The organism is Sphaerotilus montanus (genome assembly GCF_013410775.1).
Taxonomy (GTDB): Bacteria; Pseudomonadota; Gammaproteobacteria; order Burkholderiales; family Burkholderiaceae_C; genus Sphaerotilus; species Sphaerotilus montanus.
Genome location: NZ_JACCFH010000001.1, coordinates 658,845 through 676,774, shown reverse-complemented (window position 1 = coordinate 676,774; position 17,930 = coordinate 658,845). Strand labels below are relative to the sequence as shown.

Sequence of the window (17,930 nt, the reverse complement as noted above, 5' to 3'; positions counted from 1 at the left end):
TGTAGGGATGGACTTACGACAACTGGCCCTTGGGGCCTTGTGCATCGCCGATCCGGTGCGCAAAGCATACGCCGTGCAGGCACTCCGGGCGCAGGCGGAGACCCTGCCGCTCGACCCCGACGCCGTGCTGGCCGAGCCCGCCGATCTGCCCGGCCGTCCCGTGCGGCCGGTGCTGGTGCGGGCGGACGGGGTGCCGCCGCGCTCGCCGTTCACGCTGGAGGGGCGGGCTGCGCTGATGCACGCGATCGCGCACATCGAATTCAACGCGATCAACCTGGCGCTCGACGCCGTCTGGCGCTTTCCGGGCCTGCCGGCGGCCTACTACCTCGACTGGCTGCGGGTCGCCGCCGAGGAATCCACCCACCACCTGCTGGTGGCCGAACACCTGGCCACGCTCGGCCACGTCTACGGCGACTTCGAGGCCCACGACGGCCTGTGGACCATGACGCGCAAGACCAGCGGGGACTTCGTGGCCCGCATGGCGCTGGTGCCGCGCACGCTGGAGGCGCGCGGGCTGGACGCCACGCCGCTGATCCAGGCCAAGCTGCGCCGGGCGGGCGACCTGCGCGCGGTGGAGATCCTCGACGTCATCCTGCGCGACGAGGTCGGGCATGTGGCGATCGGCAACCACTGGTACCGCTGGGCCTGCGAACGGGCGGGGCTCGATCCGGTGGCGCACTACCGCGTGCTGGTGGCGCAGTACGAGGCGCCGCGGCTGCGTCCGCCCTTCAACCGCGCGGCGCGGCTGCAGGCCGGTTTCAGCGAGGAGGAGCTCGCCTACCTAGAAGGGCAGCCCGCACCGCTGCCTTCGGCTCCCTGAAGTCGCGGCGCTGCGCGGCCGTCACCGTGCCGCGGAGGCCGTGGTGGGTCGGCCGGGCCGGGGGGGCCGACAGCCGGTCTTTCATGGCCAGGAAATGGCGCTCGAACAGGTGCCAGGACAGCCAGGCCACGCCGAAGGTGACCGTGGTGGCGCCCGCGAAATAGCCCAGCGCAACACCGAGATCCGCCGTGTGCGCGTGGCCGGTCCAGCGCACCAGCAGCGGCTCGCCGACGAGGTCCTGCAGCGGCTTGTGGAAGACGTAGATCGCGTAGCTGTACTGCCCGAAGCGCCGCAGCACCGGCCAGCGCAGCACGGCGCTCCAGCGGCTGACGCTGGCGCCGCGGCTGCGCGCCTGGTCGGTCAGCACGGCCCAGCCGGTGAGCGCGGCGAAGCTCAGTGCCAGCAGGCTGTAGCCCAGCACCTGCGGCAGGGCGCCGACACGCCGGAAGCCGTGCGAGGCCACCGCCGCCGCCACGAGCAGCAGCAGGCCGAGCAACTGCAGGTGCCCGGCCCGCCAGCGGGTGGCGCCCTGCAGCGCGCGGCCGTGGTCCCACGCGGCCAGCGCGGCGCCGGCGGTCAGCGCGTCCATGCGGCTGAAGGTGAACTCGTAGAGCGCCTCGTCCGGAAACCCTTGCCAGACGAGCAGCAGGCGCAGCAGCGGGCTCAGCGCCGTCAGTCCCAGGCACAGCCACCAGACGTGGCGCAGCCGCAGCTTCCACAGCAGCAGCGGCCAGACGAGGTAGAACTGCTCCTCCACCGCCAGCGACCAGAAGTGCGGCAGCGGGCCGCCCGTGGGCTCGAACGGCGTGGTCCAGTTCGACAGGTAGGCCCACAGCCACAGGGGGCTGTACTGCATCGACCGCTGTTCCACCCAGCCCGTGGCCGGCAGCAGCACCAGGAACACCAGCAGCGCCAGGTAGTACAGCGGAAAGATCCGCAGCACCCGCTTGAGGAAAAAACGCTCGAAGTAGTCGGGCTGGCCCTGGGTCTGCAGCAGGCCACGCGTGATCAGGTAGCCGCTGAGCACGAAGAACAGCTGCACGCCGATCCAGCCGATGTAGAAGAACTCCTTGACCAGCACCGGGCCGAGCGCACGGGCGCCCCCCAGATCGAGCACGTCGAAGTTGTGCAGCAGCACCAGCAGGACGGCGATGCCGCGCAACCCGTCGAGCGAGGGGAGGTGGGCGAGGGGGCCCGGCGAGATCGCGGGTGGAGGAGGGCGTGCAGTCACGGCGGCGATGCTGCCATGGGCCCTTGCGGGCTGTTTCAGGCGACCCTGAACGCCTGCCGGGTCAGCGTGAAAAAAGATGCTGTTCGCAGAACGGGTCGCCGCAGCGACCGCAGTGGTGCCGCCAGCCGCCGGGCGCGCCGGACCGTGCAGACGCCTGCCGCTGCGCAGCGGCCCACGCCGCGCGGGCGCTGGTCAGGCGCTGCGGACCCCGGCCGCTGACCACCGAGAAGCCGATGCCCGCCCCCAGCAGTGCCCCGCGCAGCAGCGTGTCGACTGGTTGCTGCACCTGCGGCCCGTCGCGCTGCAGGCCGTCGGCGATCCAGGGCAGGTCGAGCGCCATCAGCAGCGTGAGGTCGGCCTGGCGGTGGTCGGCCAGCGCCTGCGGGTAGAGCGTGGGGTCGCCGAACACGAGTTCGCTGTAGACCGCGGTCATGATCGCCGTCGTGTCGGCCACCACCACATCGACCGGCAGCAGCCGGGCGTCGCGGGCGGCGGCGATGCGGCGGGTCTGCTCGGCGGCGATGGCGGCCTGCTCGTCCTGTCGGGGCGTGCGGCCACGCGCGTCGCAGAAGGTGCGCAGGGTCTCGTCGATCTCCGCCACGACCAGCCCGTCGACGCGCAGCGCATCGGCCAGTTGCCGGGCCAGGGTGGACTTGCCCGTGCTTTCGGCGCCGACCAGCGCGATGATCCGCGCCGCCATCAGGGGTGGCTCACCTGCGTCCGCCAGGCCTTCCAGCCCACCACCGACAGCACGATGAAGATCGCGTACAGCAGCACGGTCAGGTAGTAGCCCTTGTAGGCGAACAGCGCGACGCTGACGACGTTGACCACGATCCACATCGGCCAGTTCTCGACGTACTTGCGGCCCAGCAGCCACTGGCCGACGAGGCTGAAGGCGGTTGGGAAGGCGTCCCAGTAGGGCACGTCGGTGTCGGTGTTGGTGTCCAGGAACCAGCCGATCGCCGGCCACAGCACGAAGCCCGCGGCCACCACGGGCAGCCGCTGCGCCGCGCTCAGGTGGCGCACCACCAGCGGGGCGCCGTCGTCGCGGCCACGCAGCCATTGCCACCAGCCCCACCCGCCGACGACGGCGAAGAAGATCTGCAGCGAGGCATCGCCGTAGAGCTTGCCGCTCCAGAACAGCCCGAAATAGAGCACCGAGGCCACGATCGCCAGCGGCCAGGCGACGGGCATCACGCGCATGTTGGCGAAGACCATCGCGATGGAGAGCACGAAGGCGATCAGCTCCAGCCAGGTGAAGGGGGCCTCCCACAGCGTGAACGCTGGGATGAGGATCGGTTGCAGGGCGGTGGTGATGGCGTCCATCGGCGGGTTCTTTCGCGGCAGTCCGGGCAGGCCGGGGGTGTCAGCGTGTGACAAATCGACGATCATGGCACGCCATGCATCCCGATGCCATCCGCCGGATCCCGCCGATCCACTGTCTCGCCGCCTTCGAGTCGCTGGCCCGGCTGCGCAGCGTCACGCGTGCGGCCGATGAACTCAGCGTCACGCCCAGCGCCGTCAGCCACCGCCTGCGCCAGCTGGAGACCCAGCTCGGCGTGAAACTCTTCGCCCGCAGTGACTTCAGCCTGACGCCGGAAGGCGCGGCCTATCTGGCCCGGGTGCGCGAAGGCCTGCTGGCGCTGCAGCAGGTGCCCGGCGCGGCGGCCGAGCGGCGCAGCACGCCCTTGCGCGTGGCCGTGACGCCGACCTTCTCGCGCGAGATCCTGCTGCCGCGGCTGGCCTTGTTCCGCCAGGCGTGGCCGGAGATCGAACTGGTGCTGCAGGTGGTGATTCCCTTCACCAACGTCACGTCCGAAGAGGCTGACCTGGAGATCCGCTACGGCCCCGGCCCCTACGCGGATGTCGAGCAGGTGCGCCTGCTGAGCGACGAGGTCTTCCCGGCCTGCAGTCCCCAGTATCTGCACGAGGTCGGCCCGCTCGGCGGCTTCGACACGGCCGGCGACATCACCCGGGTGCGCCTGATCCGCAGCCCGCTGGAGCCGTGGAGCACCTGGTTCCGCGCCTGCGGGCTGAACCTGCCGGAGCCACGCGAGGGGGCGCAGTTCAACGACGTCGGGCTGATGCTGGACGCGGCGGCCTGCGGCTTCGGCGTGACGCTGCTGCGGCGGCGGCTGGGCGCGGCGTGGCTGGACAGCGGGCGGCTGGTGCGCCTGTCGCCGCGGGCGGTGGCGTCGCCGCAGCACCACCACCTGTGCTGGCGGCCGGGGGCGATGGAGCGCTGGGAGTGCGCGGCGTTCGCGGACTGGCTGCGGCAGGCGCTCGGCCCGATCGCCTGAAAATCCTTCACGCCGGCGGGCAACAACTCTCACGTCGGTGGGTCCGCGGCCCGGCAGGATCCACGGCACTGCACCCGCCCTGGGTGAGGAGACAAACCGTGTCGATCACGACCCCCGAACCCCGCCTGGACGAGGCCGCCCGCGACGCCCGCCAGGCCGCCGTGCTGGCGCGCCTGCGTGCGGTGCTGCCGGCGCATGCGCTGCTGTCGCGCCGCGCCGACGTCACGCCCTACGAGTGCGACGGCCTGACCGCCTACCGCGAGCGCCCGCTGCTGGTGGCGCTGCCCGAGACCGACGCGCAGGTCGCCGACATCCTGCGCATCTGCCACGCGATGGGCGTGCCGGTCGTCGCCCGAGGCGCTGGCACCGGCCTGTCCGGCGGCGCGATGCCGCACCGCGAGGGCGTCACGCTGTCGCTGGCCAAGTTCAACAAGATCCTGCGCCTGGATGCCGAAGCGGGCCTCGCGGTCGTGCAATGCGGCGTGCGCAACCTGGCGATCAGCGAGGCGGCGGCGAAGTTTGGCCTCTACTACGCGCCGGACCCGTCGAGCCAGATCGCCTGCACCATCGGCGGTAACGTGGCGGAGAACTCGGGCGGCGTGCATTGCCTGAAATACGGCCTGACGCTGCACAACGTGCTCGCCGTGAAGGGCTACACCGCCGAGGGGGACGCGGTGACCTTCGGCGGCGAGGCCTTCGACGCGCCGGGGCTGGACCTGCTGAGCGTGGTCGTCGGCAGCGAGGGGATGCTGGCGGTGACGACCGAGGTCACGGTCAAGCTGGTGCCCAAGCCCAAGCTCGCCCGCTGCATCATGGCCAGCTTCGACACGGTGGAAGCCGCGGGCGACGCGGTGGCCGCGGTGATCGCCGCCGGCATCATCCCCGCCGGGCTGGAGATGATGGACAAGCGCATGACGGCGGCGGTGGAGGACTATGTCCACGCGGGCTATGACCTGGACGCCGCAGCGATCCTGCTCTGCGAGAGCGACGGCACGCCGGAAGAGGTCGAGGAGGAAATCGGCCGAATGACCGAGGTGCTGCGCCGCTGCGGCGCGAGCCGGCTCGAAGTCAGCCGGGACGAGGCGCAGCGGCTGAAGTTCTGGTCCGGCCGCAAGAACGCCTTCCCGGCCTCCGGCCGCATCAGCCCCGACTACATGTGCATGGACTCGACCATCCCGCGCAAGCGCCTGGCCGAGATCCTGCGCGCCATCGAGGCGATGGAGCAGAAATACGGCCTCGGCTGCAGCAACGTCTTCCACGCCGGCGACGGCAACCTGCACCCGCTCATCCTGTTCGATGCCAACGATCCCGACCAGCTCCGCCGCTGCGAGCTGTTCGGTGCCGACATCCTTGAGACCAGCGTGCGCCTGGGCGGCACGGTCACCGGCGAGCACGGCGTCGGTGTGGAGAAGCTGAACTCGATGTGTGTGCAGTTCTCTCCCGAGGAGCGGGCGCAGATGCTGGCGCTGAAGGCCGCCTTCGACCCCGCCGGCCTGCTCAACCCCGGCAAGGTGATCCCGACGCTGCACCGCTGCGCCGAGTACGGAAAGATGCACGTCAGCCGCGGCCTGCTGCCGTTCCCCGAACTGGAGCGCTTCTGATGGACATGGACGACGACGCCCTGCAATCCCTGCGCGCGCAGATCCTTGACGCTGCCGCCACCCGCACGCCACTCGACCTCCGCGGCCACGGCAGCAAGGCTGCGTGGCGCCCCGCGCCAGCCCGCGCCGACGCCCAGGTGCTGGACGTGACGCCGCTGGCCGGCATCAGCGCCTACGAGCCGACCGAGCTGGTCGTGACCGTGCGCGCCGGCACACCGCTGGCCGAACTGGAGGCGGTGCTGGCAGAACAGGGCCAGTTCCTCGCCTTCGAGCCGCCGCGGCTGGGCGGACGCGGCACGGTCGGCGGCATGGTCGCCTCCGGCCTGGCCGGTCCGTCGCGGGCCTCGGTGGGCAGCGTGCGCGACTTCGTGCTGGGCGCGACGATGCTCAACGGACGCGGCGAGCTGCTCAGCTTCGGCGGGCAGGTGATGAAGAACGTCGCCGGCTACGACGTGTCGCGGCTGCTGGCGGGCTCGTGGGGGACGCTGGGCGTGCTGTGCGACGTGTCGCTGAAGGTGCTGCCGCGGCCGATCGCGACGGCGACGCTGCGTTTTGCGCTGAGTGCGCCCGAGGCACTCGCGAAGCTCACCACATGGTCACGCCAGCCGTTGCCGCTGAACGCGAGCATGTGGCATGAAGGGGTGCTGCTGCTGCGCCTGAGCGGCGCGCAGGCGGCGGTGGACGCCGCGCGCCACAGCCTGGGCGGCGAGTGGCTGGACGACGCCGTGGCCGGCCCGCTGTGGGACCGCCTGCGCGACCGCACGCATGCGCTGTGGGCGTTCGCCGCGCAGGGCCTGCCGGCGGGGCACCGGCTGTGGCGCCTGTCCGTGGCGCCGCATGCGCCGATGCTGCGGCTGCGTGGCGAGGGGCTGATCGAGTGGCATGGCGGCCAGCGCTGGCTGCTGAGCGACGAGCCGGTGGACGCCGTGCGCGCCGCGGCGGTGCAGGCGGGTGGCCACGCCGAGTGCCACGTTGGTGCCGCACCCGGCGAGCCGCGCACCGCGCCGCTGTCGCCGGTGCTGGCGCGGTTGAACCAGCAGGTCTGCGCGTCCTTCGATCCCCACGGGCTGTTCCACCATGCACACTGAACTCTCCCCCGAATTCGCCGGCACTGCCGATGGCGAGGCCGCGCAGGCGATCCTGCGCAAGTGCGTGCACTGCGGCTTCTGCACCGCGACCTGCCCGACCTACCAGCTGCTCGGCGACGAGCTGGACGGGCCGCGCGGCCGGATCTACCTGATGAAGGCCTTCCTCGAAGGCGAGCCCGCGACGCGCGAGACGCAGTTGCACCTGGACCGCTGCCTGACCTGCCGCAACTGTGAATCGACCTGTCCGTCGGGCGTGCCGTATGGCGAGCTGGTGGACATCGGGCGGCGGCTGGTGGACGAGCGGGTCGAGCGCCCGCCGCTGGAGCGCGCCACCCGCTGGCTGCTCAAGGAGGGGCTGACCTCCCCGCTGTTCGCGCCCGCGATGGCGATGGGACAGGTGGTGCGCCCGCTGTTGCCGGCGGTGCTGAAGGCGAAGGTGCCCGAGCGGGTGGCGGCGGACCCGCGCGGCACGCCGACGCGGTCCCACGCCCGGCGGATGCTGATGCTGGCGGGTTGTGTGCAGCCAGCGATGAGCCCGAACATCAACGCGGCGACCGCGCGCGTGCTCGACGCGGCGGGCATCGAGGTGGTGACGCCGTCCGGTGCGGGCTGCTGCGGCGCGATCCGGGCGCACCTGGGCGACCAGGACGGCGGGCTGGCGGACATGCGGCGCAACATCGACGCATGGTGGCCGCTGGTCGAGGGCGGGGCGGTAGAAGCGATCGTGATGAACGCCTCCGGCTGCGGCGTCACGGTGAAGGAATACGGCCACCACCTCGCGGGCGATCCCGCCTACGCCGACAAGGCTGCCCGCATCAGCGCGCTGACCCGCGACCTGAGCGAGCTGCTGCCGATGCTGGTGCCGGTCCTGAAACCGAAGCTGGCCGCCGCGGCGCAGGCCGGCCAGCTGGCACTGCACCCGCCGTGCACGCTGCAGCACGGTCAGCAGCTCAAGGGCGGGCTGGAAGCGGGCCTGCGCGACCTGGGGTTCACGGTGTCCTTGCCGGAGGACAGCCACCTGTGCTGCGGCTCGGCGGGCACGTACTCGGTGCTGCAGCCGGCGCTGTCGCAGCAACTGCGCGAACGCAAGCTGGCGCACCTGAGCGCACTGAAGCCGGACACGATCGTCTCGGCCAACATCGGCTGCATCACGCACCTGCAGGCAGGTTGCGCGACGCCGGTGCGGCACTGGGTGGAGGTGGTGGACGCGGCGCTCGGGGAAGGGTGAGCGCCGCGCGGGCTGCGGCCGGGCGGCCTGCCAGTCAGTTGGCCCGCGTGGCTTGCGGGTACTGCACGAGGATCTCGTCCGGCTTGACCATGCCCAGCTCGAAGCGGGCACTTTCCTCGATGATTTCCAGACCTTCCTTGAGGTCCTTCAGCTCGGCCTGCAACTGGTCATTGTGCACGCGCGCCGCGGCATTGCGGGCCTGCTGATCGGCGACCTGCGCCGACAGCTCCCGCACGCGCGGCGTGCCGCTGTTGCCGAACCAGAGTTCGGCGTGCACCAGCCCGAGCAGGGCCAGCAGCAGCACGGTGATGACGCGGCCGTGGCTCATCATCGACTGGTCGCCTGCGGATCAGCGCAGGTTGTAGAACGCGGCGCGGCCCGGGTAGACGGCGATCTCGCCCAGGTCCTCTTCGATGCGCAGCAGCTGGTTGTACTTGGCGATGCGGTCCGAGCGGCTCATCGAACCGGTCTTGATCTGGCCGGCGTTCAGGCCGACGGCGATGTCCGCGATCGTCGAGTCTTCGGTCTCGCCCGAGCGGTGCGAGATGACCGCCGTGTAGCCTGCGCGCTTGGCCATCTCGATGGCAGCGAAGGTTTCCGACAGGGTGCCGATCTGGTTGATCTTGATCAGGATCGAGTTGGCGATGCCCTTGTCGATGCCTTCCTTCAGGATCTTGGTGTTGGTCACGAACAGGTCGTCACCGACGATCTGCACGTTCTTGCCCAGGCGGTCGGTCAGCACCTTCCAGCCCGCCCAGTCGCCTTCGGCCATGCCGTCCTCGATCGAGATGATCGGGTACTTGTCGCACCAGGTGGCCAGGATGTCGGTCCAGGCTTCGGCCGTCAGCACCAGGCCTTCGCCTTCGAGGTGGTACTGGCCGTCCTTGTAGAACTCGCTGGCGGCGCAGTCCAGACCGAGCGCGATCTGGTCGCCCGCGCGGTAGCCGGCCTTCTCGATGGCGTCCAGGATCATCTGGATCGCGGCTTCGTGGTTCGGCACGCTCGGGGCGAAACCGCCTTCGTCGCCCACGGCGGTGCTCATGCCCTTGTCGTGGATGATCTTCTTCAGCGCGTGGAACACCTCGGCGCCCCAGCGGACGGCTTCACGGAAGGTGGGGGCACCGACCGGGATGATCATCAGCTCTTGCAGGTCGAGGTTGTTGTTGGCGTGGGCGCCGCCGTTGATGACGTTCATCATCGGCACCGGCAGCTGCACGCCGCCCATGCCGCCGAAATAGCGGTACAGGGGCAGGCCGGACTCTTCCGCCGCGGCGCGCGCGACGGCCATCGACACGGCCAGCATCGCGTTCGCACCCAGGCGCGACTTGTTGTCGGTGCCGTCGAGGTCGATCAGGGTCTTGTCGAGGAAGGCTTGTTCCGCGGCATCCAGGCCCAGCACGGCTTCCGAGATCTCGGTGTTGATGTTCTGGACGGCGTTCAGCACGCCCTTGCCCAGGTAGCGGCTCTTGTCGCCGTCGCGCAGCTCGATGGCTTCGCGCGAACCGGTGGACGCGCCGCTCGGCACGGCCGCACGGCCCATGACGCCGCTTTCCAGCAGCACGTCGCATTCGACGGTGGGGTTGCCGCGGCTGTCGAGAATCTCTCGGCCGACGATGTCTACGATGGCGCTCATGTCTTCACTCCTGTTTCAAAGTCCTGGGTCGGTGGTGTGCGGATGGTGCCTTCCGGCCGTTACCCGCGCTGAACAATCCGACGCAACCCGTGATCCTAAATCCCCAGCCTGAAGCAGGGCTCAGCAAGAAAAATCGTTTTCGAGCAAAGGTTGCGACTTGACCACCCGGTCAAGGGCCACCAGCTGCTCCAGCAGCGCGCGCATGTGGCGCAGCGGCACCGCATTCGGGCCGTCGCTCCAGGCCTTGGCCGGGTTCGGGTGCGTTTCCATGAACAGCCCCGCCACGCCCGCGCCCACGCCCGCCCGTGCCAGCACCGGCACCATCTCGCGGGCGCCACCGCTGACGCTGCCCAGCCCGCCCGGCTTCTGCACCGAGTGGGTCACGTCGAACACCACCGGCGCGCCGGTGTTGCGCATCTCGGCCAGGCTGGTCATGTCGGCCACGAGGTTGTTGTAGCCGAAGCTCACCCCGCGCTCGCAGGCCAGGAACAGGTCTTCCGACAAGCCCGCTTCCTTCGCGGCGGCGCGGGCCTTGTCGATGACGTTCTTCATGTCCCAGGGCGCGAGGAACTGGCCCTTCTTGATGTTCACCGGCTTGCCCGACTGGGCGACGGCGCGGATGAAATCGGTCTGGCGGCACAGGAAGGCCGGCGTCTGCAGCACGTCCACCACGCTGGCGACTTCGGCGATCTGCGCGGCGTCATGCACGTCGGTCAGCACGGGCAGACCCGTCTGGCGGCGCACTTCGTCGAGGATCTTCAGGCCCGCGTCCATGCCCACGCCGCGCTGGCTGGAGCCGGACGAGCGGTTGGCCTTGTCGAAGGAGCCCTTGTAGATCAGCGGGATGCCCAGCGCGGTGCAGGCTTCCTTGAGCTGCCCCGCCACGTCCAGCGACATCTCCAGCCCCTCGATCGAGCAGGTACCGGCGATCAGGAAAAACGGCCGATTCAGGCCGACGTCGAAGCCGCAGAGCTGCATTTACTGACCTGCCTTGTTGGCAGCCTTGTGTTGGAGGGCTGCGTCGATGTAGCCAATGAACAGCGGGTGGCCGTCCCAGGGCGTCGACTTGAACTCGGGGTGGAACTGCACGCCCACGTACCACGGGTGCACCGCCTGCGGCAGCTCGACCATCTCGGTCAGCTTCTCGCGCTGGGTGATCGCGGAGATCACGAGGCCGGCGTCCTGCAGGCGCTGCAGGTACTTCTCGTTGGCCTCGTAGCGGTGGCGGTGGCGCTCGGTGACGACGTCGCCGTAGATGCCGTGCGCGATGGTGCCGGGCTTGACGTCCGAGCTTTGCGCGCCCAGGCGCATCGTGCCGCCGAGGTCGGAATTGGCGTCGCGCCGCTGGATCGAGCCGTCGGCGTCCTGCCACTCGTCGATCAGGGCGATGACCGGGTGCTTGGTGTCCGGCTCGAACTCGGTGGAGTTGGCATCGGTCAGGCCGGCCATGTGGCGGGCGTACTCGATGGTGGCGACCTGCATGCCCAGGCAGATGCCCAGGTAAGGGATGCCGTGCTCGCGGGCGTACTGTGCGGCGACGATCTTGCCCTCGATGCCGCGCTTGCCGAAGCCGCCGGGCACGAGGATCGCGTCGTACTTCGCCAGCTGGTCGGCGGCTGCGGGCGTCAGCGTCTCGGAGTCGACATACTCGATGTTGACCTTGACGTGGTGGTGCATGCCGGCGTGGCGCAGCGCCTCGTTGAGCGACTTGTACGAGTCCGACAGCTCGGTGTACTTGCCGGCCATCGCGATCGTGACCTCGCCCTTCGGGTTGGCGACTTCCTTGACCAGCCGGTCCCAGCGGCCGAGGTTGGCCGGCTTGGTCAGCAGCTGGAACTTCATGCAGATCATCTCGTCCAGGCCCTGCTCGTGGAGCATGCGTGGCACCTTGTAGATCGTGTCCGCGTCCCACACCGAGATCACGCCATGCAACGCGACGTTGGTGAACAGCGAAATCTTCTCGCGCTCCTCGTCCGGGATCGGGCGGTCGGCGCGGCAGAGCAGCGCGTCGGGCTGGATGCCGATCTCGCGCATCTTCTGCACCGTGTGCTGGGTCGGCTTGGTCTTCAGCTCGCCCGCGGCGGCGATCCACGGCACGTAGGTCAGGTGGACAAACGCGGAGTTCGTCGGGCCGAGCTTCAGGGCCATCTGGCGCACGGCTTCGAGGAACGGCAGCGACTCGATGTCACCCACCGTGCCGCCGATTTCCACGATCGCCACGTCCACCGCGTCGGGCGTGCCGACACCGGCGCCGCGGCGCACATAGTCCTGGATCTCGTTGGTGACGTGCGGGATGACCTGCACGGTCTTGCCGAGGTAGTCGCCGCGGCGTTCCTTCTCCAGCACCGAGGTGTAGATCTGGCCGCTGGTGAAGTTGTTGGACTTGCGCATGCGCGTCGTGATGAAGCGCTCGTAGTGGCCCAGGTCCAGGTCGGTCTCGGCGCCGTCGTCGGTGACGAACACCTCGCCGTGCTGGAACGGCGACATCGTCCCCGGATCGACGTTCAGATAGGGATCCAGCTTGATCAGCGTGACCTTGAGGCCACGGGATTCAAGAATGGCAGCCAGGGAAGCCGCGGCGATGCCTTTGCCCAGAGAGGACACGACACCGCCGGTGACGAAGACGAACTTGGTCATGTGGAGCGGCCCTCCCTTGCCGATGCTGCGGGCGGATGGGCGCCGGGCGAGCAACTTTCAGGAGGGCCGTGGTGGTAAAAAGAGATTATAGGCGGACACCGCCAGACCGCCTCACGCCAGTTCGAGCCGCCCCAGCCACGCCTCGACCGTCTCCCCGCTCCCCATGTCCGCCACGACCAGCCCGTCGACCATGAAGGTCGGCGTGACATGGGCACCGTTCCCGCGTGGTACCGCCGCCATGGTCGAGTTCGACTCGCGGCGCCTCGCGCCACAACAGGTCCGGCGCCAGCACGTTGAAGCTGGCCAGCGCGTACTGCTCGGCCATGCCGCTGGTGGCGCTGGCGAAGGCGGAGGTGTCGGCGCGCATGGAGAGATCAGACCTCCAGGTTGTCGATCAACCGCGTCGCCCCCAGCTTCGCCGCCGCCAGCGCCACCAGCGGCGTACCGGCCACCAGATCCGCCTCGGTCGGCGCCAGCAGGTCAGCGCGGCGGCGCAGCGTCATGTAGTCCGGCTTCCAGTCGCGCGCGGCCATCGTCGCCATCGCCCGCGCTTCGATCGCGGTCACGTCCCGCTCGCCGGCGCGGATCGCCGCCTGCATCGCCTGCAGCGCCAGCGAGAGCTGCACCGCCTCGGCACGCTCGGCCGCGCTCAGGTAGCCGTTGCGCGAGGACAGCGCCAGGCCGTCGTCCGCCCGCGCCGTGTCGCCCGCGACGATGCGCACCGGCATCGCGAACTGCGCGACCATGCGCCGGATCACCATCAGCTGCTGGTAGTCCTTGCGGCCGAACACGGCAACCGAAGGCTGCACGCACTGCAGCAGCTTCATCACCACGGTGCACACGCCCGTGAAGAAGCCGGGCCGGAAATGGCCTTCGAGCAGGTCTGCCAGCGCGGCATCCGGCACCACCTTGAACGTCTGCGGCGCGGGGTACAGCTCGTGTTCGTCGGGCGCGAACACGAGGTCGCAGCCAGCGCCTTCAAGCAGTTCGCAGTCGCGCGCCAGCGTGCGCGGGTAGCGGTCGAAGTCCTCGTTCGGGCCGAACTGCAGCCGGTTGACGAAGATGCTGGCGACGACCGGCACGCCGGGCCCGACCAGCGTGCGCGCCTGCCGTATCAGGCTCAGGTGGCCGTCGTGGAGGTTGCCCATCGTCGGCACGAAGGCCGGACGGGGGGTGTCGGCCAGCGCAGCGCGCAGCTCGGCGAGGGTGTGGAGAACACGCATGGGCAAGGATTCCGTGGTTCAGCTGGCGGCGTAGGCGTGGGCGACCGGGTCGGGGAAGCTGCCGTCCTTCACGGCGGCGACGTAGCGGCGCAGCGCGTCCTCGATGCTGCCGCCTTCGGCCATGAAGTTGCGGACAAACCGGGGCAGCTTGCCGCGGGTGACGCCGAGCATGTCGTGCAGCACCAGCACCTGCCCCGCGGTGTCCGGGCCGGCGCCGATGCCGATGGTGACCAGGCCGGGGTTGTCGGCCTGCACGTCCGCCGCGACCGACGAGGGCATCAGCTCCAGCACCATCATCGCCGCACCGGCGTCCGCCAGCTCCCTGGCGTGGCGGCGCAGCACGGCCGCGCTGTCGGCATCGCGGCCCTGCACCCGGTAGCCGCCCAGCGCGTGCACGCTCTGCGGCGTCAGACCCAGGTGGGCGCACACCGGCACACCGCGGTCGACCAGGAAGCGCACCATCTCGGCCGTCCAGCCACCGCCTTCGAGCTTGACCATCTGCGCGCCGGCCTGCATCAGCGCCGCCGCCGAGGCCATGGCCTGCGCCGGACTCTGCTGGTAGCTGCCGAAGGGCAGGTCGGACACCAGCCAGGCGGAGCCGCCCTGCAGACCCCGCGCCACACAGCGGGTGTGGTAGACCATTTCATCTAGTGAAACGGGAATGGTACTATTGTAGCCCTGCAGCAACATGCCCAGCGAGTCGCCGACCAGCAGCGTATCGAGGCCTGCTTCGTCCGCCAGACGCGCGAATGTGGCGTCGTAAGCGGTCAGCATGGTGACTTTTTCCCCTCGTGCGTGCATGGCGCGCAGGGAGTGCAGCGTGGCGGGTTTGCGGCTGTTCGGGTTCGAGGTGGGCTGTGCGTGAGAACTCATCATGGTCTCCAGGCGAATTTTTTTCAGGTACGGACCCCCGTTTTGCAGAGGTCTGAGGCATTCTAGTCAGCGTTGCTGCACTGCAGCAGTGATACTTTCAGACCGTGCCGAACGGCATCCACTGTCCATCTACTGCCCGATGTTCTCACCATGACCGTCGACAAGCCCTTTGCACCTGCCTGCGACCGCAACCGCGAACCCATCCTTGCGGTGCTGCGCGCCTTGCTGGCCGATCGACGCACGGTGCTAGAGGTGGGCAGCGGTACCGGGCAGCATGCGGTGCATTTTGCTGCAACGCTCAAGCACCTGCGCTGGCAGACCTCCGACGTGCGCGCCAACCTGCCCGGCATCTGCCTGTGGCTGGCCGACGCGGCACTGCCGAACACCCCCGCCCCGATCTGTCTGGATGTCGCTGGTGACTGGCCGACGTCCTCCTACGACGCCGTCTACACCGCCAACACGCTGCACATCATGGGCTGGACGGAGGTGCAGACCTTCTTCGAGCGCGTGGTCTCGGTACTGACTCCGGGCGGGCTGGTGATCGCCTACGGTCCGTTCAAGTACATGGGCCTGCACACCAGCGCCAGCAACGCCGCGTTCGACACCTCGCTGCGCGCGGCGGACCCGCAGCGTGGGGTGCGCGAATTCGAACTGGTCGATGCGCTGGCCCGTGCGGCGGGGCTGGCGCTGGTCGAGGACCGCGCGATGCCCTCGAACAACCGCTGCGTGACCTGGCGGCGCGTGGTCTGAGCCGCACCTCCGGCGCCACCGGCGTCACAATGGACGGGAGGAACTGCCGAGGGCGTCGTCCATGTCCATTGCCAGGGTGTTACCGGCCGACCTGCGCCTGAGCGTCGATCCCGCGGCGCTGGGGTTTGCCGAGACGGCCGAGCTGCTGCAGGAAACGCTGCCCTGGATCGGGCAGGCGCGGGCCGAGCAGGCTGCGCGGTTCGGACTGCAGATGGCGCAGCCGGACTACCACCTGTTCGTGCTCGGCGAAGTCGGCAGCGGGCGCGCCTCGCTGCTGGGCGAGATGATGGCCCGGGAAGCCGCCAGCCGGCCGGTGCCCCCGGACCTCTGCTACCTCCACCACTTCGAGGCGCCGGAGCATCCCGTCGCGCTGCACCTGCCGGCCGGCGGGGGCCGCCTGCTGCGCCAGGGGATGGCAGATCTGGCCCGGACGCTGCAGGCCGAGATCCCGAAACGGCTGCTGGCCCCGGACGTCAAGGCCGACTGCGAGCGCATCGAGGCGGACCACCAGTCCGAGGAAGAGCAGGCCTTCGCCACCCTGAGCGCCTTGGCCGAGGCCCGCAACTTCGGACTGATCCGGGAGCAGGGCCGCATGGTGTTCACCCAGCGCGACGACCACGGCGAGCCGCTGACGGCCAGCAAGGCCATGGCGCTGAGCCGCGCGCAGCGGGCGGGCATGGATGCCGCGGAAAGCGAGCTGCGGACCGCGATCAGCCATTTCCTGGAGGACTCGCGGGCCCGCGAACTGGCGATGAACGAGGCGCTGCTGGCCCTGCGGCGTCAGCGCATCCGGCCCATGCTGGAACAGGGCCTGCAGGCGGTCCGCGACCGGATGGGCGGGCAGGTCCAGGACGCGCTCAAGCTCGGCGGCCATCTGGAGCAGGTGCAGCACGACGTGCTGGAGAACCTCGCGCTGTTCCTGCCCGGCGACGAGCAGGACGAGGTGCGTGCGGCGGCGCTGCTGGACGTGCTGGCGCGCCTGCGGGTCAACGTGGTGGTGGACCACCATGGCCAGACCGGCGCGCCGGTGGTGATCGGCGACGACCCTTCGTTCCGCGCCCTGTTCGGCGGCATCGAGTACGGGTCGGAAGAGGGCGTGCTGGTGAGCGACTTCTCGCGCATCCGCGCGGGCAGCGTGCTCAAGGCCCATGGCGGTTTCCTGCTGCTGCACCTGCGCGATCTGCTGGCCGACGAGGTGGTGCGCGAGAAGCTGCGGCGTTTCCTGCGCAGCGGCCGGCTGCAGATGGAGGAGCCGGGCATGCTCTACGCGCCCGTCAGCGCGGCATCGCTGCAGCCCGAGCCGGTCGACGTGGTGCTCAAGATCGTGCTGATCGCCTCGGTCGAGGAGTACTACCTCGTGCAGGAGGGCGACCCCGAACTGGCCCGGCGCTTTCGCTGCAAGGTCGACTTCGCCGAGAGCTTCACGGCCACGGCCGAGACCCACCGGGCCACCGCCGTCTTCGTGGCCCACGCCTGCCGCCGGCTGGGCCTGCCGCATTGCACGGCCCCGGCCGTGGCCCGCCTGATCGAGGAAACCCACCGCGAGGCCGAGGACCAGACCCGCCAGAGCGCCCGCTTCGCCCGCTGCGAGGCCCTGGTGATGGAGAGCGCCGGCGCGGCCCGTGCCCGGGGTGCCACGCTGGTCGAGGCGCAGGATGTGCAAGCGGCGATCGCCGCGCGCCTCTACCGGCACGACTACCCCGAGCAGCGCCTGCAGGAATCGATCACCGACGGCGAACGCCTGCTGGACGTGTGCGGCGAGCGGGTCGGGCAGGTCAACGGCCTGACGGTGGTGGACCTTGGCGACTACCAGTTCGGTTTCCCGGTCCGGGTGACGGCGTCGACCCATGCGGGCGAGGAAGGGCTGCTCGACATCGAGCGCGAGGTCGAGATGTCCGGCCCCATCCACGACAAGGGCGTGCTGATCCTGCAGAGCTACCTGTCGGCGCTGTTCTCGCACCTCGCGCCGCTGGCACTCGATGCCGCGGTGGTGTTCGAGCAGGAGTACAGCGGTGTCGAAGGCGACTCGGCCTCGTGCGCCGAGTTCTACGCCCTGCTGTCCGCGCTGTCCGGCCTGCCGCTGCGCCAGGGCATCGCGGTGACCGGCGCGCTCAACCAGCATGGCGAGGTGCTGCCGGTCGGCGGCATCAACGAGAAGATCGAGGGCTACTTCCGCAGCTGCGAGCGGCTGGGGCTGGATGGCGGGCAGGGCGTGCTGATCCCGCGCCGCAACCGCCGCAACCTGATGCTGAGTCCCCGCGTGGTGGAGGCGGTGGTGGCCGGCCGCTTCCAGATCTTCACCGCCGACCACGCCAGCGACGGCATGGCCCTGCTGGCCGGGCGCGACTTCGGCACGCTCGGGCCGCAGGGCTATCTGCCGGAAACGGTGCTGGGCCGCGCGCAGCGCACGCTGCAGGACTACCGCCGCGCCTGCGAGCGCGTGGGGGTGGGTGGGCCGCGGCCGGCGCGCCGGGGGCGTCCGCTCTGGCCGGCACGCCGGAGCGGCTGGCCGGACCGGTGATTGAGCAGACGCAACGCCCGGCCAG

The 17,930-nt window shown here is 70.0% G+C and carries 17 protein-coding genes; 7 read left to right on the top strand and 10 right to left on the bottom strand.

What is annotated here, in order from left to right; genetic code table 11:
* Positions 1–7 precede the first annotated feature (7 nt).
* Positions 8–820 (top strand): ferritin-like domain-containing protein, encoded by an 813-nt coding sequence (locus BDD16_RS02900; protein WP_179632557.1) that lies wholly within the window; start codon positions 8–10, stop codon positions 818–820.
* Here the strand turns inward: BDD16_RS02900 and BDD16_RS02895 are convergent.
* The 3 genes from BDD16_RS02895 to pnuC all read right to left on the bottom strand — a co-directional run bounded on the left by BDD16_RS02895 (position 759) and on the right by pnuC (position 3,377).
* On the bottom strand, positions 759–2,051 hold the full coding sequence (locus BDD16_RS02895) for an acyltransferase family protein (protein ID WP_179632556.1): 1,293 nt from the start codon (positions 2,049–2,051) through the stop codon (positions 759–761). The genes BDD16_RS02900 and BDD16_RS02895 overlap by 62 nt on opposite strands.
* Before the next feature lie 61 nt (positions 2,052–2,112).
* On the bottom strand, positions 2,113–2,751 hold the full coding sequence (locus tag BDD16_RS02890; RefSeq protein ID WP_179632555.1) for an AAA family ATPase: 639 nt from the start codon (positions 2,749–2,751) through the stop codon (positions 2,113–2,115).
* Positions 2,751–3,377, bottom strand: a complete 627-nt coding sequence (pnuC, locus tag BDD16_RS02885; RefSeq protein ID WP_179632554.1) for a nicotinamide riboside transporter PnuC — start codon at positions 3,375–3,377, stop codon at positions 2,751–2,753. Before pnuC ends, BDD16_RS02890 begins: the two co-directional genes overlap by 1 nt.
* A gap of 74 nt (positions 3,378–3,451) precedes the next feature.
* Between pnuC and BDD16_RS02880 the strand changes: the two genes are divergently transcribed.
* The 4 genes from BDD16_RS02880 (at position 3,452) to glcF (ending at position 8,268) form a co-directional block, all read left to right on the top strand.
* Complete coding sequence (locus BDD16_RS02880) at positions 3,452–4,351, top strand: LysR substrate-binding domain-containing protein (protein WP_179632553.1); 900 nt, start codon at positions 3,452–3,454, stop codon at positions 4,349–4,351.
* Positions 4,352–4,476: 125 nt separating this feature from the next.
* Complete coding sequence (locus BDD16_RS02875; RefSeq protein ID WP_218897982.1) at positions 4,477–5,952, top strand: FAD-linked oxidase C-terminal domain-containing protein; 1,476 nt, start codon at positions 4,477–4,479, stop codon at positions 5,950–5,952.
* On the top strand, positions 5,952–7,040 hold the full coding sequence (gene glcE / locus BDD16_RS02870) for a glycolate oxidase subunit GlcE (protein WP_179632551.1): 1,089 nt from the start codon (positions 5,952–5,954) through the stop codon (positions 7,038–7,040). Before BDD16_RS02875 ends, glcE begins: the two co-directional genes overlap by 1 nt.
* The gene (glcF, locus tag BDD16_RS02865; RefSeq protein ID WP_179632550.1) at positions 7,030–8,268 is read left to right on the top strand and encodes a glycolate oxidase subunit GlcF; all 1,239 of its coding nucleotides are present in this window, start codon (positions 7,030–7,032) and stop codon (positions 8,266–8,268) included. Before glcE ends, glcF begins: the two co-directional genes overlap by 11 nt.
* 34 nt (positions 8,269–8,302) lie before the next feature.
* Here the strand turns inward: glcF and BDD16_RS02860 are convergent, their stop codons facing one another.
* From BDD16_RS02860 to panB, 7 genes are all read right to left on the bottom strand, one after another.
* The gene (locus BDD16_RS02860; protein ID WP_179632549.1) at positions 8,303–8,596 is read right to left on the bottom strand and encodes a septum formation initiator family protein; all 294 of its coding nucleotides are present in this window, start codon (positions 8,594–8,596) and stop codon (positions 8,303–8,305) included.
* 21 nt (positions 8,597–8,617) lie between these two features.
* On the bottom strand, positions 8,618–9,901 hold the full coding sequence (eno, locus tag BDD16_RS02855) for a phosphopyruvate hydratase (RefSeq protein WP_179632548.1): 1,284 nt from the start codon (positions 9,899–9,901) through the stop codon (positions 8,618–8,620).
* 120 nt (positions 9,902–10,021) lie between these two features.
* Positions 10,022–10,879 (bottom strand): 3-deoxy-8-phosphooctulonate synthase, encoded by an 858-nt coding sequence (gene kdsA / locus BDD16_RS02850; protein WP_179632547.1) that lies wholly within the window; start codon positions 10,877–10,879, stop codon positions 10,022–10,024.
* Entirely contained in the window at positions 10,880–12,538 is a 1,659-nt protein-coding gene (locus tag BDD16_RS02845; protein WP_179632546.1) for a CTP synthase, read from the bottom strand. It abuts the gene before it with no gap.
* 111 nt (positions 12,539–12,649) lie between these two features.
* A complete protein-coding gene (locus BDD16_RS23165) occupies positions 12,650–12,778 on the bottom strand; it encodes a hypothetical protein (RefSeq protein WP_257645022.1) in 129 nt (42 codons plus the stop codon).
* 134 nt (positions 12,779–12,912) lie between these two features.
* Positions 12,913–13,761, bottom strand: coding sequence for a pantoate--beta-alanine ligase (gene panC, locus BDD16_RS02840; RefSeq protein WP_179632545.1), 849 nt, complete (start codon positions 13,759–13,761; stop codon positions 12,913–12,915).
* A gap of 18 nt (positions 13,762–13,779) precedes the next feature.
* Positions 13,780–14,634: a 3-methyl-2-oxobutanoate hydroxymethyltransferase gene (panB, locus tag BDD16_RS02835; protein WP_179632544.1), complete on the bottom strand. Its 855-nt coding sequence runs from the start codon at positions 14,632–14,634 to the stop codon at positions 13,780–13,782.
* A 150-nt stretch (positions 14,635–14,784) separates the two neighbouring features.
* Here panB and BDD16_RS02830 point away from each other — a divergent pair, with 150 nt between their 5' ends.
* Positions 14,785–15,384 carry a DUF938 domain-containing protein gene (locus BDD16_RS02830; RefSeq protein WP_179632543.1) on the top strand — a complete coding sequence of 200 codons (600 nt, stop codon included), beginning with the start codon at positions 14,785–14,787 and terminating at the stop codon, positions 15,382–15,384.
* Between the two features lie 61 nt (positions 15,385–15,445).
* A complete protein-coding gene (locus BDD16_RS02825) occupies positions 15,446–17,905 on the top strand; it encodes a Lon protease family protein (protein WP_179632542.1) in 2,460 nt (819 codons plus the stop codon).
* Positions 17,906–17,930: the final 25 nt, after the last annotated feature.

Excerpts from the sequence above, each read along its gene's own strand:
- BDD16_RS02900 (WP_179632557.1), top strand. The coding sequence starts at position 8 with ATGGACTTACGACAACTGGCCCTTGGGGCCTTGTGCATCGCCGATCCG.
- BDD16_RS02890 (WP_179632555.1), bottom strand. The coding sequence starts at position 2,751 with ATGGCGGCGCGGATCATCGCGCTGGTCGGCGCCGAAAGCACGGGCAAG.
- pnuC (WP_179632554.1), bottom strand. The coding sequence starts at position 3,377 with ATGGACGCCATCACCACCGCCCTGCAACCGATCCTCATCCCAGCGTTC.
- BDD16_RS02880 (WP_179632553.1), top strand. The coding sequence starts at position 3,452 with ATGCATCCCGATGCCATCCGCCGGATCCCGCCGATCCACTGTCTCGCC.
- glcE (WP_179632551.1), top strand. The coding sequence starts at position 5,952 with ATGGACATGGACGACGACGCCCTGCAATCCCTGCGCGCGCAGATCCTT.
- glcF (WP_179632550.1), top strand. The coding sequence starts at position 7,030 with ATGCACACTGAACTCTCCCCCGAATTCGCCGGCACTGCCGATGGCGAG.
- BDD16_RS02860 (WP_179632549.1), bottom strand. The coding sequence starts at position 8,596 with ATGAGCCACGGCCGCGTCATCACCGTGCTGCTGCTGGCCCTGCTCGGG.
- eno (WP_179632548.1), bottom strand. The coding sequence starts at position 9,901 with ATGAGCGCCATCGTAGACATCGTCGGCCGAGAGATTCTCGACAGCCGC.
- kdsA (WP_179632547.1), bottom strand. The coding sequence starts at position 10,879 with ATGCAGCTCTGCGGCTTCGACGTCGGCCTGAATCGGCCGTTTTTCCTG.
- BDD16_RS02845 (WP_179632546.1), bottom strand. The coding sequence starts at position 12,538 with ATGACCAAGTTCGTCTTCGTCACCGGCGGTGTCGTGTCCTCTCTGGGC.
- BDD16_RS23165 (WP_257645022.1), bottom strand. The coding sequence starts at position 12,778 with ATGGCGGCGGTACCACGCGGGAACGGTGCCCATGTCACGCCGACCTTC.
- panC (WP_179632545.1), bottom strand. The coding sequence starts at position 13,761 with ATGCGTGTTCTCCACACCCTCGCCGAGCTGCGCGCTGCGCTGGCCGAC.
- panB (WP_179632544.1), bottom strand. The coding sequence starts at position 14,634 with ATGAGTTCTCACGCACAGCCCACCTCGAACCCGAACAGCCGCAAACCC.
- BDD16_RS02830 (WP_179632543.1), top strand. The coding sequence starts at position 14,785 with ATGACCGTCGACAAGCCCTTTGCACCTGCCTGCGACCGCAACCGCGAA.
- BDD16_RS02825 (WP_179632542.1), top strand. The coding sequence starts at position 15,446 with ATGTCCATTGCCAGGGTGTTACCGGCCGACCTGCGCCTGAGCGTCGAT.